The sequence below is a fragment of the Pseudomonas syringae pv. cilantro genome, assembly GCF_001293775.1.
In the GTDB taxonomy this organism is placed as follows: Bacteria; Pseudomonadota; Gammaproteobacteria; order Pseudomonadales; family Pseudomonadaceae; genus Aquipseudomonas; species Aquipseudomonas syringae_P.
Genome location: NZ_LGLN01000045.1, coordinates 22,191 through 37,077, shown reverse-complemented (window position 1 = coordinate 37,077; position 14,887 = coordinate 22,191). Strand labels below are relative to the sequence as shown.

Genomic DNA, 14,887 nt, shown 5'->3' with positions numbered 1-14,887 from the left:
GGTAAGCTCACTCCCACATCAGCTTCGTCAACCATGCGGATCGCGAAGACTATGGTTCAGACGATGAGCTTTCGTGCGCTGGCCTCACCTGTGCAACACAAACTGCCCCACAAACCGCACGGCCTGTTCGTCGCTGTCCTGCGCTGTAATGCCGGTGTGCAGCGTCAGGCGGGCGCGACCTCGGCGTTGGTAGGTGGTGATGAATTTCTCCCACTGGGCCACCTCCGGCGCATCGCACCGGGCAATCGCATCGCTGCGCACCGGCAGTGGATAACTGATCTGCCCGTCCTGAATTACGATATGCCCATCGGTGATCCCCACTTCGTGCAGCCTCAGGTGTAACCAGCCCCAGCCTGCCAGCACTGCGCCGCAATACAGGCTGCCGCCGAACAGCGTGCTCTTGTGATTGACGTTGGGGGCCAGCGGCAGGTGCAAGCGCAGCGTATGGTTGCGCCAGTCGATCACCCGCATGCCCATGTCGCGGGTCAGCGGAATGTCGTGGTGCAGCACCCGTTCCAGCTCGCGGGCTGCTTTGTCTTCGGACTCAATCGGTGTCATCGGAGGCTCCGCTGCTGTCGCCAAAACTCAGACCGTGCTTGCGCAGTTTGTCGTGCAGGGTTTTGCGTGGTACGCCCAGCGCTTCGGCCAGGCTGCGCACCGAGCTGTGCGGACGCGCCAGTTCGGCGGCGATCAACGCTCGCTCGAAGCTTTCCACCTGGTCGCTCAAGCCTCCGCCCGGCGGCGGAGCCTGCTCGGCATCCGCGCCTTCCAGCTCCAGTTCCAGCCCCAGCGCGAAGCGTTCGGCGGCGTTTTGCAGTTCTCGGACATTGCCCGGCCAGTTATGGCGCAACAACAGCGCCCGCTGGCCCGGCTTGAGCTCCTGCTTGGGAATGCCGTGGCGCATGCTGGCCGCATCGGCGTAGTGCTCGAACAGCATCAGCGCATCTTCACCGCGCTCGCGCAACGGTGGAATACGCAGCGAAGCCACGTTCAGCCGGTAATACAGGTCGGCCCGGAAGCGGCCCTGATCAGCCGCCTGACGCAGGTCTTCCTTGGTCGCCGCGATGATACGGATATCCAGCGGGATCTGCTGATTGCTGCCCATCCGCTCAACCACGCGCTCCTGCAACAGGCGCAGCAGCTTGACCTGTACATCCAGGCTCATGCTTTCGATTTCATCAAGAAACAACGTGCCGCCGTTGGCAAACTCGAACTTGCCGATACGCCGCTTCTGCGCGCCGGTAAACGCGCCGGGCTCGTGGCCGAACAGTTCGCTTTCAACCACCGACTCAGCCAGCGCCCCGGCGTTGATCGCCACGAATGGGCCGCTGCGGCGGTTGGACAGATCATGCAGCGCGCGGGCGACGACTTCTTTGCCGGCGCCGGTTTCACCCAGAATCAGCACATCGGCGCGCGTTCCGGCCAGGGCGCCGATCTGTTCGCGCAGACGCAATATTGACGGCGACTGGCCGATCAACCGGGTGCTCAGTTGCTGGCGGTCGCTCAATGCCAGACGCAGGCTGCGGTTATCCAGCACCAGTCGGCGTAATGCCAGGGCGCGGCGCACGCTGTCGAGCATGGCATCGCTGGCGAAGGGTTTTTCCAGAAAGTCGTAAGCTCCGGCGCGCATGGCTTTCACCGCTAGCGGCACATCGCCATGGCCGGTGATCAGCAGCACCGGCAGGTCCGGGTCCTGTTCGTGAAGTTGATCGAGCAGCTCCAGACCGTCCATGCCCTGCATGCGGATATCACTGACCACCACGCCCGGCCAGTCGCGACCGATGCGTTCGGCCAGGCCCGTGGCTTGGGGCAGCGACAGAACGTTCAGACCGGCCAGGTCCAGTGTCTGGCGCAATGCCTGGCGCAGGTGCGAATCGTCGTCGATCAGCACCACTTGAATCTGGCTGTCGATGGCTGTGTCCGAACTCATGCGGAAAGGTCCTCTGGCGTTTGAAGATTGGCCCCGGAAGCCCCCGCACGCAGGCGCAGGGTAAGTAGCGCGCCGCCGCCGGGATGGTTGGCGAACAGCAATTCGCCGCCCAGCGCACGCATCAGCGTATCGCAAATCGCCAGGCCCAACCCAAGGCCCTGAGTACGCGTTTTGGTGGTGAAGAACGGCTCGCGGGCCCGCGCCAGTGCTTCCTGAGAAAAACCGGGGCCGTTGTCGCGAATGTACAGGTTGACGCCCTCGGCGGTTTGCTCGGCACTTATCCACAGCCTGCGCGGCGGACCTTTTTCGGTAAGGGCGTCCAGCGCGTTGGCCAGCAGATTGCCCAGCACTTGTCGCAAACGGGTCTCGCCAGCCTGCACCCACAGCGTCGCGTCCGGCAGATCGCGGATCAGCTCGACTTCCATGGCCCGCCGCCGCTTGGCCAGCAGTGCCAGCGCGTCGTCCAGCGCCGGTTGCAGCGCGACACTTTCAGGCGCGTGACGGTCGCGTCGGGCGAAGGCGCGCAGGTGAGCGATGATCGAGGCCATGCGCCCGGTCAGTTCGCTGATCAGCTTGAGGTTGCCGCGCGCCTCTTCGGTGCGCTGGTGATCGAGCAGCACTTCGGCGTTCTCCGCGTAACTGCGGATGGCGGCCAGCGGCTGGTTCAGTTCATGGCTGATGCTCGCCGACATGGTGCCCAGCGCGGTGAGTTTGCTGGTCTGGACCAGTTCGTCCTGAGCCTGCACCAGTTCCTGTTGCGCCTGTTCGCGCTCCAGCACTTCCTGACGCAGGCGGCTGTTGAGGCCTTCCAGATCGCTGGTGCGTTCGATCACGCGCATTTCCAGCTCGCGCCGTGCTTTGGCTTCGAAGGCGATACGGTCCAGGTAATGGCGACGACGCTGCATCATCAGGCCCAACAGCAGCATCAGCACCAGAAGTGTCGCGCCGCCAATCGCCAGCACGGTGCGTACCGGCCGGTCGATCAGGGCGCGCGGGGCGAGTATGTTCACGTTCCAGCCGGTTTCTTCGATGACTTGGGTCTGGGTCAGCCAGGCATGTTCATCGATTCGCAACGGTCGCGGATCACGGGTCGGATAGGGCTGGATGGCGGTGATGGATTTTTTCTCTTCCTCCGACAGGTCACGGGTCGCCCGGAAGCGCCATTCGGGGTTGGAGGTCAGAATCACCACGCCATTCTGGTCGGTCAGCAGCAGTTGTTCGGGTGTCTTGCCCCACAGGGTCTCGGTGTGGTCCAGATCGACTTTGATCACCAGCACGCCGATGACCCGATCACCGTCGCGCACTGGCGCGGCGAAGAAGTAGCCGCGCTTGACCGACGTGGTGCCCAAGCCGAAGAAGCGTCCAGTCCGGCCCGCCAGCGCATCGATGAAATACGGACGGAACGAGAAATTGCGGCCGATGAAGCTGTCTTTCTGCTCCGAATTCGAAGCGGCCAGGGTCAGGCCGTTGGCGTCCATCAGGTACATGACGTCCGCGCCGGTCTGGCGCGTGATGTCGCTGAGCAAGCGATTGGCGTTTTCCAGCGTCGTGCTGTCTTTGGGGTCGGCCAGCAGGCCGCGTAACGCGGGCAGGTCGCCTAGAATCTGCGGCAGGGTTTCGTAGCGGTGCAGGGTGCCCAGCAGGTTGGCGACGTACAGGTCGAGGGTCTGACGGTTCTGGTTGGCCAGCACGTTGCGGTAATAGCGCTCGGCCAGATGTTCCAGCGGCCACAGCAGCGGCGCCAGGCACAGCGCCAACAGGGCAAGGCTGCGCCAGCGGGGGCGGGGCGGCAGAGTGGGGGTCATGGTCATCGATTGGCCGTCGCCGAAGGGTTGACGATGCCGGTTGCGAGGAGTCGCAACGGGCAACAGAAACACCCGGTCGATCCTGACGTGGGCATCAGGCGCGTATTATGCCCGCCGCCGACGTGTCAGGCACCCGGACATTGCGCCACGGTGCCTGTGGTCATTCGCTCAGGGAAACAGATCGGCTTCTTTCAGGCGCTTGCCTTGCTGATCCTTGGCCGACAGACTCGGCTGGCCGTCCAGCTGCCAGTCGATGGCCAGGTCCGGATCGTCCCAGGCAATGCAGCGCTCGGCCGAAGGCGTGTAGTAGTCGGTGGTCTTGTAGAGGAACTCGGCATGCTCGCTGAGTACCACGAAACCATGCGCAAACCCTTCCGGAACCCACAACTGACGGGCGTTTTCAGCGGACAGCTCGACGCCGACCCACTGACCGAAGTTCGGCGAACTGCGGCGGATGTCCACAGCCACATCCAACACTTTGCCGACGGTGACGCGCACCAGTTTGCCCTGGGCGTTTTCGATCTGATAATGCAGGCCGCGCAGCACGCCTTGTTGCGAGCGCGAGTGGTTGTCCTGCACAAACTGCCGGGTCAGGCCGGTGGCTTCCTGAAAGGCTTTGGCGTTGAAGCTTTCATAGAAAAAGCCTCGTTCATCACCAAAAACCCTGGGTTCCAGAATAAGGACTTCCGGCAATTGTGTGGCTACTGCGTTCACGTGACTTCCCCTGCAATCTTCGATAAATAGTGGCTGTTCGACAGTCTGCACTCAGGTGTGCCAATCGAAAAGTGCGGCGATCAGGCAATCAGATCTTTGTTTTCGCTGAAGCCCAGTCGCTCGCCCTGATAACTGCCGTCCTGGACCCTGCGGCACCAGTCCAGGTTGTCCAGATACCACTGCACCGTCTTGCGCAGCCCGGACTCGAAAGTTTCTTCAGGTGTCCAGCCGAGGTCTTTGTCGATCTTGCTGGCGTCGATGGCGTAACGCTGGTCGTGGCCCGGCCGATCAACCACGTAGGTGATCAGGTCGCTGTAGTGCTGAACGCCTGCCGGATGGTGCGGGGCCAGTTCATCGAGCAGCGTGCAGATACCGCGTACCACGTCGATGTTCTTCTGCTCGTTATGGCCGCCGATGTTATAGGTCTCGCCGACCTCACCTTCGGTGACCACTTTGAGCAGCGCCCGCGCGTGGTCTTCAACGTACAACCAGTCGCGCACTTGCAGGCCATTGCCGTACACCGGCAGCGGCTTGCCCGCGAGGGCGTTGAGAATCACCAGCGGGATCAGTTTTTCGGGGAAATGGAACGGGCCGTAATTATTGGAACAGTTGGTCACCACCACCGGCAGGCCATAAGTGCGATGCCAGGCGCGAACCAGATGATCGGACGCGGCTTTGCTCGCCGAGTACGGCGAACTGGGCGCATAGGGCGTGGTTTCGGTGAACAGATCATCGACACCGTGCAGGTCGCCATACACTTCATCGGTGGAAATATGGTGAAAGCGGAAGGCCTGACGCTCGACTTCCGGCAGCTTCAGCCAGTAGGCGCGCGTGGCCTCTAGCAGGCTGTAAGTGCCGACGATGTTGGTTTGCACAAACTCTGCCGGGCCATCGATAGAACGGTCGACGTGGGATTCAGCCGCCAGGTGCATGATCGCGTGCGGTGCGAACCGCTCCAGCACTGCGCTGACCTTGGCTTGATCGCAGATATCGGCCTGTACGAACTCATAGCGCGTGTTGGTCGCAATCGACTGCAGCGACTCAAGGTTGCCAGCGTACGTCAATTTGTCGAAGTTCAGCACGTCGTGTTCGGTGTTGTTCATCAAATGGCGGATCAGTGCGGAGCCGATGAAGCCCGCGCCCCCAGTGACGAGTATTCGCATGAACTGACCTTCTTGTGAGTTCTGAAAGTAGTGCAGCATAGCGCTTGAGCGCGTATGACAGGATGAGGTCATTAAACCTGAGTGGGCCGCTGAATAGAACTGCCGCAGGTTTCCCGACCTGAGGTGCCGCGCCGGATTGGTGGCGAGCGTCAATCGCCCTATAGTTGTCCGATTGCCCGTGAAGCGCTGTCCATTGCATCGGGGTATGACAATAATTGAGGTCTCCCATGCCGCTCGCCACGCTTATCCGACGCTCCAGCCTGCCTTGCCCCGATGTCAGTGTGGATCAGGCGCTGCAATTGCTCGCGCAACATTATGGGCTGAGCGGCGTGTTGAGCGCCTTGGGCAGTCAGCAGGATCGTAACTTTTTGCTGCAAACCGACACGCGGCGGTACGTTCTTAAAATCTGCCATGGCGCTTATTCGACTGCCGAACTGAACGCCCAGCACGCGGCCTTGCAACACCTCGGCCGCCACGGCGCCGTCAACGTGCCTGGCGTGATCCGTGCCAATGACACCGAGCAGTTGTTGTCCGTCGAGATCGATGGGCAGGCGGTGCATGTGCGCGTGCTGGAATTTATCGACGGGCAATCGTTGGGGCATGCCGGGCATCTGAGCCGCGAGGTCGTCGTCGGGCTTGGCGAGCTGTGCGCGCGGGTCGATCTGGCGCTGGCCGATTTCGAACACCCCGGCCTCGAACGTATTCTGCAATGGGACCCGCGTCATGCCCATGCGCTGATCAAACATCTGTTGCCGGTGCTCAAGGATGCCGACGCCCGCGCCTGCGTGATCGAGGCGGCAGAGCAGGCTCATCATCGTTTGTTGCCATTGATTGCGGCGCTGCCGATGCAGGCGGTGCATCTGGACATCACCGAGCACAACGTGGTCTGGCAGCGTGATGGTCGTCGTCAATGGCAGATACAGGGGCTGATCGATTTCGGTGATCTGCTCAGCACCTGGCGAGTCGCCGATCTGTCGGTCACCTGCGCCGCACTGCTGCACCAAGCCGACGGCGATCCGCTGTACATCCTGCCTGCGGTGGTTGCTTATAACGCGCTCAATCCACTGAAGACCGAAGAGTTGCAGGCGCTCTGGCCGCTGATCGTCGCCCGCTCTGCCGTGCTGGTGCTCAGCAGCGAGCAACAGGCGAGTGTCGAGCCTGACAACACCTATATTCAGGCCAATCTGGCGGGCGAATGGAACATTTTTGACGTTGCCACTTCGGTGCCGATGGCGTTGATGGAGGCGGCAATCCTGCAGGCCGTGGGGATGAATTTACCTTCCGTCGAGCAGCCCGCTTACCAACCGCTACTGCCCGGTCTGCAAGGGCTCAAGCCGAAACAGGTCGATCTGGGCGTGCTCAGCGAGCATTTCGTGGCAGGCAATTGGGAGCAGAGCGGGTTTGATGAATATTTGCTCTCGCAAGCGGCCGGCGATGACGGGCTGGCGGTCAGCCGTTTTGGTGAGTACCGCCTGTCACGCACTCTGCCTGACAGCGCGAAGGAGCCTGAAACATTCGCGTTGCACGTCGAACTGCATGTACCGGCCGAGACAGCGCTGCATGCGCCGTTCAACGGCACGCTCCGCCTGACCGCCGATGCCGCGTTGCTGCTGGTCGGCGACGGCATCACGTTGAAACTGTGGGGCGTGCTGCCGGATGCTGCGTTGTCTGGGCAGGTTCAGGCTGGCGCGCTGATCGGGCAGGGCGGCGGTTCGTTGTTGCTGCAATTGTGTACGGCGCCAGAGCTCAGCCCGCCGCTGTTCACCACACCGTCATGGGCCGCTGCCTGGCGCCGGTTTTGCCCATCGCCCTCGACCTTGCTGGGCTTTGATTGCGACGCGCCAGCACTGGAAGATGCCGCGCTGTTGTTGGCGCGTCGTGATGCCAGTTTTGCCCGTTCGCAGAAGCACTATTACCAGGCACCGCCGCAGATCGAGCGCGGCTGGCGCAATCATTTGATCGACATGCACGGCCGCTCGTATCTGGACATGCTGAATAACGTCGCGGTCCTCGGCCACGGCCATCCACGCATGGCCCACGAAGCGGCTCGGCAGTGGTCATTGCTCAACACCAACTCGCGCTTTCATTACGCGGCGATTGCCGAGTTTTCAGAACGCTTGCTCAAGCTGGCACCTGACGGCATGGACCGGGTGTTCCTGGTCAACAGCGGCACCGAGGCCAATGATCTGGCGATCCGGCTGGCGTGGGCCTTCAGCGGCGGGCGCGACATGCTCAGTGTCTTGGAGGCCTATCACGGCTGGTCGGTGGCGACCGATGCCATCTCCACTTCAATCGCCGACAACCCGCAGGCGCTCAGCACCCGGCCGGACTGGGTGCACCCGGTCACCGCACCCAACACGTATCGCGGGCCGTTTCGTGGCGCGGACAGTGCGCCGGAATATGTGCGCAGCGTCGATCAGGTGCTGGCAACGCTGGCCGGGCAAGCGCGCCAGGTGGCGGGGTTCATCTGTGAGCCGGTGTACGGCAATGCAGGCGGTATTTCGTTACCGTCTGGCTATCTGCAACAGGTCTATCAGAGCGTTCGCGCGGTCGGCGGTGTGTGCATCGCCGATGAAGTGCAGGTGGGTTATGGCCGCCTCGGCCATTATTTCTGGGGCTTTGAAGAGCAGGGCGTGGTGCCGGACATCATCACTCTGGCCAAAGGCATGGGCAACGGCCATCCGCTGGGCGCGGTCATCACTCGGCGCGAGATTGCCGAGGCGCTGGAGGCCGAGGGCTATTTCTTCTCGTCCTCCGGTGGCAGCCCGGTGAGTTGCCGGATCGGCATGGCGGTGCTGGATGTCATGGAAGAAGAAAAGCTGCGGGACAACGCGCGGATTGTCGGTGATCACTTCAAGGCGCGCTTACAGGCGCTTGCCGATAAACATCCGCTGGTGGGCGCGGTGCACGGCATGGGTTTCTACCTGGGCGTGGAACTGGTCCGCGACCGCCAGACCCTGGAACCCGCCACAGAAGAAACTGCGCAACTCTGCGAGCGCTTGCGTGAACTGGGCATCTTCATGCAGCCCACCGGCGATCATCTGAACATCCTGAAAATCAAACCCCCGATGTGCACCACCCGCCAGAGCGTGGATTTTTTTGTCGATAACGTGTCGAAGGTGCTCCTCGAGCTGGAATAGAGGACGCAGAGCGTCCAGAACGGCATACCCACGCGGAGCATGGGCACCATAGGTGGAGCCCGACACCCATCGTTCCGCACGCTCCAGCGTGGAACGCTGCTCGTGACGCTCCGCGTTACGCCCAGCTCGTAGAAATGAGCGCCGCCATGAGTATTAAGTGGATTAATATCGGCAAAATAAACAAATTAATACGCTGCTTGTATAGTTTAAGCTTTTAATGCCGATTTATATCCGATATAAAGGCGTTCATAATCGTCATTGCTTGTCTGCTATGGTGTTAAGTCCTTTGCAACCGCCCCTGGAGAAATTTTCATGAGCCGTATCGTTTCTGTCGCTGCTACCCAGATGGCCTGCTCCTGGGATCTGGAAGCCAACATCGAGACCGCTGAAAAGCTGGTGCGTGAAGCTGCCGCCAAGGGCGCACAGATCATCCTGATTCAGGAGCTGTTCGAAACTCCGTACTTCTGCCAGAAGCCGAACCCGGACTATCTGCAGTTGGCGACTACCCTCGAATCCAACGTCGCGATCAAGCATTTCCAGAAAGTCGCCAAAGAACTGCAAGTCGTATTGCCGATCAGCTTTTTCGAGCTGGCGGGTCGTGCGCGTTTCAACACCATCGCGATCATCGACGCAGACGGCACCAACCTGGGCATCTACCGCAAGAGCCATATCCCGGACGGCCCCGGCTACCACGAAAAGTACTACTTCAACCCGGGCGACACCGGCTTCAAGGTCTGGCAGACCCGTTACGCGAAAATTGGCGTCGGCATCTGTTGGGATCAGTGGTTCCCGGAGTGCGCGCGCAGCATGGCGTTGCAGGGCGCAGAAATCCTGTTCTATCCGACCGCCATCGGCAGCGAGCCGCATGACAAGACCATCAGCTCCCGCGACCACTGGCAGCGCGTGCAACAAGGCCACGCCGGCGCGAACCTGATGCCGCTGATCGCCAGCAACCGCATCGGTAACGAAGAACAGGACGGCTACGACATCACCTTCTACGGCTCGTCGTTCATCGCCAACCAGTTCGGTGAAAAAGTCGCCGAGCTCGACGAAACCGAAGAAGGCGTGCTGGTGCACAGCTTCGACCTGGACGAACTGGAGCACATTCGCAGCGCCTGGGGCACGTTCCGTGATCGCCGTCCGAACCTGTACGGTGCGATCAAGACCCTCGACGGTTCGCTGGAGTCCTGATCACCATGACCACGCTCAACAGCACGCCACGCGCCGACGGTTTCCACATGCCAGCTGAATGGGCGCCGCAGACCCAGATCTGGATGGTCTGGCCGGAGCGCCCGGATAACTGGCGCCTTGGCGGTAAGCCCGCGCAGGCCGCCCACGTTGCCATCGCCAAGGCCATCGCCCGCTTCGAGCCGGTTACGGTGGCAGTGTCCGCCGGGCAGTATGACAACGCCCGAGCGCGTCTCGACATGCCGAACATTCGTGTTGTGGAAATGAGCAGCAACGATGCCTGGGTGCGTGACAGTGGTCCGACCTTCGTCATCAACGACCGGGGCGAAGTGCGTGGCGTGAACTGGGAATTCAATGCCTGGGGCGGCTTCGACGGCGGGCTGTACGCGCCGTGGAATCTGGACTCGCAGCTGGGCAGCAAAGTGCTGGAAATCGAACGCTGCCCGCGCTACGCCACCGAAGGCTTCGTGCTGGAAGGCGGCTCGATCCACGTCGATGGCGAAGGCACCCTGATCACCACTGAAGAGTGCCTGCTCAATCGCAATCGTAATCCGCACCTGACTCGCGAGCAGATCGAAACGGTGCTCAGCGATTATCTGGCTGTGGATAAGATCATCTGGCTGCCTGATGGCCTGTTCAACGACGAAACCGACGGGCATGTGGATAACTTTTGCTGCTATGTGCGTCCGGGTGAAGTGTTACTGGCGTGGACCGATGATCCCGAAGACCCCAACTACTCGCGTTGCCATGCGGCGATGAGTATTTTCGAAAACACCCTGGATGCGCAGGGGCGCTCGTTTATCGTTCATAAAATGCCGATTCCTGGCCCATTGTTCGCCACAGAAGAAGAATGTGCCGGCGTGGATCAGGTGCATGGCAGTCAGGAACGCAACCCGTCGGTGCGTCTGGCCGGTTCCTACGTGAACTTTCTGATCGTCAATGGCGGCATTATCGCGCCGAGCTTCGATGATCCTATGGACGAAAAAGCCCGTGAAATCCTGCAAAAGCTGTTTCCAGAGCACGAGGTCGTGATGGCACCTGGCCGGGAATTGCTGCTGGGTGGCGGCAATATCCACTGCCTGACGCAGCAACAACCAGCCTCCTACAAAGGCTAATACTTCGTAACTAGTTGTATCTTGCAGTAACTAAATGGTCTCGATCTTGCTCTACTAAGCCCATCATCTGATGGGCTTTTTTATACGTTACTGTATAACCTCCCTCGTCAGATTTATCAGCGGTGACAGTAAATTCGATTGGCGCAAACCTGTTTTATTAGCTTGACTGTCACATGGCATCAGTAGATTTAGCCCCTCATGAATCAAGAGGTTTTCGTTATGAACGCAGTGATGAGCCCGCAGTACGTTCGTGGTTTATCTGCTTCCCACAGTAACGAGGCCCGCCAGGTAATGGCGGATTGGTTAAGGATGACCAGGCCCGCGAAACCCAGGCCAGACGTGCGCGCAATGCTGTTGCAGCGTTACCCGGCCGGACTGTTCAACGACGCCGAGTTTGAAGCGCTGCTTCACGTGCTGACAGATTAGGCAATACACCGGCTTCAGACCGGCCACTTGTGGGTTTGACACCCCCAGGCACCGGGACTAGGATTCGCGCCCCACTGCCTGTGGCCCCATTCCTTGTACGTGCATCAGTAGTCCTTCACTGCAATGACTTTGTGCGGCTCTCTACACTGCTTGTTCATAGGCTGGAAGCCAGGACAGCCATGTGCCGTTGCCACAGTGCGTGTTAATTTGCAGAAAAAAAGGAAGACAAGATGCTTAACAAACGTATGGGTATGCTCGCTTTGGGCATCATCAGCGCCAGTCAGGCCATGGCCCAGGGACAGGCAGATTCAAAAGGGTTCGTCGAAGACAGCAGTCTGAACATCAACCTGCGCAACGCTTACATCAATCGCGACTTCAAGAATGGCCGTGAAGACAAGTCCGAATGGGGACAGGCCTTCATGGGCACCTTCGCATCCGGCTTCACCCAAGGCACGGTTGGCGTGGGCGTCGATGCCTTCGCGTTGTACGGCATTCGCCTTGATGGTGGCAAAGGCCGCAGTGGTAATGGCGGCATCGACTTCTTCAAACAGGGCAACAGCGGCGCTGCAGCCGATGACCTGTCCCGCGCAGGTGCTGCGGTAAAAGCGCGCTTCTCGAACACCGTCATCAAGTACGGCGACCAGATGCCGCAACTGCCGGTGCTGAGCTACGACAACTCTCGCCTGCTGCCGGAAAGCTACACCGGCACGATGATCACCTCGAAAGAGATCGACGGGCTTGAAGTGGTTGCCGGACGTTTCACGCAGGAAGCGCGCAAAAGCGCCGAAGGCCGCGACAGTGGTGACCTGAAAAGCATCAACGTCTACGGCGCCAGCTACAAATTCACCGATGAATTCAGCGCCGCGTTCTACGCCTCCGACAACGAAGACGTGCTCAAAAAGCAGTACCTGAACCTGAACTACGTTTTTGCCTTGCCGGAAGACCAGTCGCTGACCCTCGACTTCAACGGCTACAAGACCACGCTGGATAAAGACTTCACCACCAGCGATGCGCGTGACAATAAAATCTGGAGCCTGGCGGCAACCTGGGCGGTCGGCATTCACTCCTTCACCCTGGCGCATCAGCGCAGCAGCGGCGACATGGGTTACGCCTACGGCGGCTACCGCAATGACGGCGGTTTCGGCGATGGCGGCAACACCATCTACCTCGCCAACTCCTACTGGTCCGACTTCAACGGCAAGGACGAGCGCTCGTGGCAAGCAGCCTACGGCATCGACCTGTCCGGGCTGGTCCTGCCCGGCCTGAGCTACAAGGCCGCCTACGTGCGCGGCGACAACATCGATGATGGCACCGTTGGCAGCGGCGACGGCACCGAGCGCGAGATCTTCAGCCAGCTGACCTACGTCGTCCAGAACGGCCCGGCCAAAGACCTCTCGATCCGCCTGCGCAACTCATTCTTGCGCGTGTCAGACGATGCACAGGCTTACAACAGCGACGGTAACGAGACCCGTATTTTTGTCGACTACCCGATTAGCGTTTTTTGATGGGGGAGGCGGCTTGACGAAAAAGTCGCCTGCGTCCTGATCGTGCCCACCGCTCCAGCGTGGGCATGCCTCTCGTGACGCTCTGCGTCACAGGCGGCGATTGCAGGGCTACGTCTACCTCCGCTCTAGAGCCGATGGCCCTCAGTCCGCGATCAACTGCACGAACACTGCGAAGCTGCCGAGGAAAATCCAGAAAAAGCTGAACAGCCAAGGGGTGCGCTTGGAGAACAGCAGGGACTTCTTCGGCCCGGTCTCGCTGGATTCCCAGTCGCTGAACAGTGGCGAGTCATCATAGGTCAGTCCGATCACCGGTTCGCTGCGCAACAGTTGTGCTTGCTTGTGATGCCAGTGCTGAATGATGTCGCACGCTGCCCGAATGCCGGGCCAGGCGAACAGCGTGCTGAGCAATCCCAACAAGGCCAGCATGGGCGGCACGACGAGCGTGAACATCACGCCCCACTCCGGGTTCATGTTCGCCATCGACGACGCATAGGCAATCACCAGAAACGACTGTGCCGACAGATACGCGTTGGTGCGGTTGGACAGGTTGGTGGTTTCGTAATGAATCTCGCGCCGATAAAAATCCAGTCGCTCCTTGGGCGAGCCAAATAGCTTGGTCTGCTGCTCATCTGCCACAGTCTGAGGCGTCTGATCCGTAATGATTCTGGGCACTAGGCTTTCCGATGTATAAAAGATGTTGCATAGACCTTGATTCGCGTCGTGCAGTTCGGCGTAAATCCCCGGTACAGAGACCGTTCATCCTGTAGGGACTACTGACCGAGAAGGAATTCGTCGTGAGCGCCACACCAACTTTGCAGACCGATCGGCTATTGCTGACACCACTTCGGCTGGAGGATGCAGCCGACGTCCAGCGGTGCTTCCCGCACTGGGACATCGTGCGCTACCTCTATAGCCGCGTCCCTTGGCCTTATCCGGAAGAGGGTGCGCTGCGTTACATCGAGGACGTTGCACTGCCCGCCATCGCCCGAGGCACTGAGTGGCACTGGATGATCCGTCTGCAAAGCGCTCCTGACGACATTATCGGCAGCATCACCCTCATGACCCAGCCCGGTAACAACCGCGGCTTCTGGCTGCACCCGAACTGGCAGCGCAACGGCTACATGACGGAAGCGTGCCAGGCTATCAACCGTTACTGGTTTGAAGTGCTGAACATGCCGCTGATGCAAGTTCCCAAGGCCGTCCTGAATGAAGCGTCCCGCCGCATCTCGATCAACGAGGGCATGCGTGTGGTGGGCACGCATGAAGATGAGTTTGTCGGTGGGCGGTATGGGGTTGAGGTCTGGGAGATGACGCGGGAAGCGTGGAGGGCGGGGGGGGGGGGGGGNGGGGGGGGGGGGGCGATAGTTTGGTCCATGCTTTGATCAGTCGTTTCCTGCTTGCAAAAGCGAGCCTTTTGCCTCAGTGTAAAGACTAATGTCATTACACATGGAGGCCGCTCTGATGGCATCTATAAATATTCGTATCGATGACGATCTCAAAGCGCGTGCTTTTCAGGAATTGGAAAAGCTTGGCGTTACCCCTTCTGAACTGATGCGTCAGACCCTGCAGTACGTAGCCGAGCGCTGACAGCTGCCATTCAAGACAGTCTTGATGACCGAGGAAGATGCAGCGCTACTGGCGAAAGTGCGTGAGCGTCTTGTTGCTCCACAACGGGTCAAGGTTTCATTGGATGACTTATAGCCTTGAGTTCGATGCCCGGGCTTTGAAGGAGTGGCGCAAATTAGGTGACACCGTGCGCCAGCAGCTCAAGAAAAAGCTGGCGACGGTCCTGATCGCACCCCGAGGGGGGTGTCAGAAATTTTGTGTTTGGGCATAACATGAGTAAGAGGTGCATGTATGCCAACCAAAAAGAAACCCGAGCTGCGGAAGCTCCCTGCAAT

The 14,887-nt window shown here is 60.1% G+C and carries 12 protein-coding genes and 2 pseudogenes; 8 read left to right on the top strand and 6 right to left on the bottom strand.

Features of this window, described 5'->3' with window-relative positions:
- Window positions 1–84: 84 nt before the first annotated feature.
- From ABJ99_RS13300 to rfbB, 5 genes are all read right to left on the bottom strand, one after another.
- Window positions 85–558, bottom strand: coding sequence for a thioesterase domain-containing protein (locus ABJ99_RS13300; protein WP_054086232.1), 474 nt, complete (start codon window positions 556–558; stop codon window positions 85–87).
- Entirely contained in the window at window positions 545–1,930 is a 1,386-nt protein-coding gene (locus ABJ99_RS13295) for a sigma-54-dependent transcriptional regulator (protein ID WP_054086231.1), read from the bottom strand. Before ABJ99_RS13295 ends, ABJ99_RS13300 begins: the two co-directional genes overlap by 14 nt.
- On the bottom strand, window positions 1,927–3,735 hold the full coding sequence (locus ABJ99_RS13290; protein WP_054086275.1) for a sensor histidine kinase: 1,809 nt from the start codon (window positions 3,733–3,735) through the stop codon (window positions 1,927–1,929). Before ABJ99_RS13290 ends, ABJ99_RS13295 begins: the two co-directional genes overlap by 4 nt.
- Before the next feature lie 168 nt (window positions 3,736–3,903).
- Window positions 3,904–4,449 (bottom strand): dTDP-4-dehydrorhamnose 3,5-epimerase, encoded by a 546-nt coding sequence (gene rfbC / locus ABJ99_RS13285; RefSeq protein ID WP_054086230.1) that lies wholly within the window; start codon window positions 4,447–4,449, stop codon window positions 3,904–3,906.
- Between the two features lie 80 nt (window positions 4,450–4,529).
- The gene (gene rfbB / locus ABJ99_RS13280) at window positions 4,530–5,612 is read right to left on the bottom strand and encodes a dTDP-glucose 4,6-dehydratase (protein WP_054086274.1); all 1,083 of its coding nucleotides are present in this window, start codon (window positions 5,610–5,612) and stop codon (window positions 4,530–4,532) included.
- Window positions 5,613–5,839: 227 nt separating this feature from the next.
- Between rfbB and ABJ99_RS13275 the strand changes: the two genes are divergently transcribed.
- The 5 genes from ABJ99_RS13275 (at window position 5,840) to ABJ99_RS13255 (ending at window position 12,986) form a co-directional block, all read left to right on the top strand.
- Window positions 5,840–8,752, top strand: coding sequence for an aminotransferase (locus ABJ99_RS13275; RefSeq protein WP_054086229.1), 2,913 nt, complete (start codon window positions 5,840–5,842; stop codon window positions 8,750–8,752).
- Window positions 8,753–9,064: 312 nt separating this feature from the next.
- Entirely contained in the window at window positions 9,065–9,943 is an 879-nt protein-coding gene (gene aguB / locus ABJ99_RS13270) for an N-carbamoylputrescine amidase (protein WP_054086228.1), read from the top strand.
- 5 nt (window positions 9,944–9,948) lie between these two features.
- On the top strand, window positions 9,949–11,055 hold the full coding sequence (gene aguA, locus ABJ99_RS13265) for an agmatine deiminase (protein WP_054086227.1): 1,107 nt from the start codon (window positions 9,949–9,951) through the stop codon (window positions 11,053–11,055).
- Window positions 11,056–11,274: 219 nt separating this feature from the next.
- The gene (locus ABJ99_RS13260) at window positions 11,275–11,481 is read left to right on the top strand and encodes a hypothetical protein (RefSeq protein WP_054086226.1); all 207 of its coding nucleotides are present in this window, start codon (window positions 11,275–11,277) and stop codon (window positions 11,479–11,481) included.
- A 230-nt stretch (window positions 11,482–11,711) separates the two neighbouring features.
- On the top strand, window positions 11,712–12,986 hold the full coding sequence (locus ABJ99_RS13255; protein ID WP_054086225.1) for an OprD family porin: 1,275 nt from the start codon (window positions 11,712–11,714) through the stop codon (window positions 12,984–12,986).
- Window positions 12,987–13,127: 141 nt separating this feature from the next.
- Here the strand turns inward: ABJ99_RS13255 and ABJ99_RS13250 are convergent, their stop codons facing one another.
- Complete coding sequence (locus tag ABJ99_RS13250; RefSeq protein WP_007252955.1) at window positions 13,128–13,622, bottom strand: hypothetical protein; 495 nt, start codon at window positions 13,620–13,622, stop codon at window positions 13,128–13,130.
- A gap of 158 nt (window positions 13,623–13,780) precedes the next feature.
- Between ABJ99_RS13250 and ABJ99_RS13245 the strand changes: the two genes are divergently transcribed.
- From ABJ99_RS13245 to ABJ99_RS28255, 3 genes and pseudogenes are all read left to right on the top strand, one after another.
- Window positions 13,781–14,368, top strand: coding sequence for a GNAT family N-acetyltransferase (locus ABJ99_RS13245; protein ID WP_054086224.1), 588 nt, complete (start codon window positions 13,781–13,783; stop codon window positions 14,366–14,368).
- Between the two features lie 79 nt (window positions 14,369–14,447).
- Window positions 14,448–14,687: pseudogene (locus ABJ99_RS13240) on the top strand (type II toxin-antitoxin system RelB/DinJ family antitoxin).
- Window positions 14,677–14,790, top strand: a pseudogene (locus ABJ99_RS28255) (type II toxin-antitoxin system RelE family toxin); the annotation flags it as partial. The pseudogenes ABJ99_RS13240 and ABJ99_RS28255, both read left to right, overlap by 11 nt.
- Window positions 14,791–14,887: the final 97 nt, after the last annotated feature.

Coding starts and splice junctions, on each gene's coding strand:
- ABJ99_RS13300 (WP_054086232.1), bottom strand. CDS start 558: ATGACACCGATTGAGTCCGAAGACAAAGCAGCCCGCGAGCTGGAACGG.
- ABJ99_RS13295 (WP_054086231.1), bottom strand. CDS start 1,930: ATGAGTTCGGACACAGCCATCGACAGCCAGATTCAAGTGGTGCTGATC.
- ABJ99_RS13290 (WP_054086275.1), bottom strand. CDS start 3,735: ATGACCCCCACTCTGCCGCCCCGCCCCCGCTGGCGCAGCCTTGCCCTG.
- rfbB (WP_054086274.1), bottom strand. CDS start 5,612: ATGCGAATACTCGTCACTGGGGGCGCGGGCTTCATCGGCTCCGCACTG.
- ABJ99_RS13275 (WP_054086229.1), top strand. CDS start 5,840: ATGCCGCTCGCCACGCTTATCCGACGCTCCAGCCTGCCTTGCCCCGAT.
- aguB (WP_054086228.1), top strand. CDS start 9,065: ATGAGCCGTATCGTTTCTGTCGCTGCTACCCAGATGGCCTGCTCCTGG.
- aguA (WP_054086227.1), top strand. CDS start 9,949: ATGACCACGCTCAACAGCACGCCACGCGCCGACGGTTTCCACATGCCA.
- ABJ99_RS13260 (WP_054086226.1), top strand. CDS start 11,275: ATGAACGCAGTGATGAGCCCGCAGTACGTTCGTGGTTTATCTGCTTCC.
- ABJ99_RS13255 (WP_054086225.1), top strand. CDS start 11,712: ATGCTTAACAAACGTATGGGTATGCTCGCTTTGGGCATCATCAGCGCC.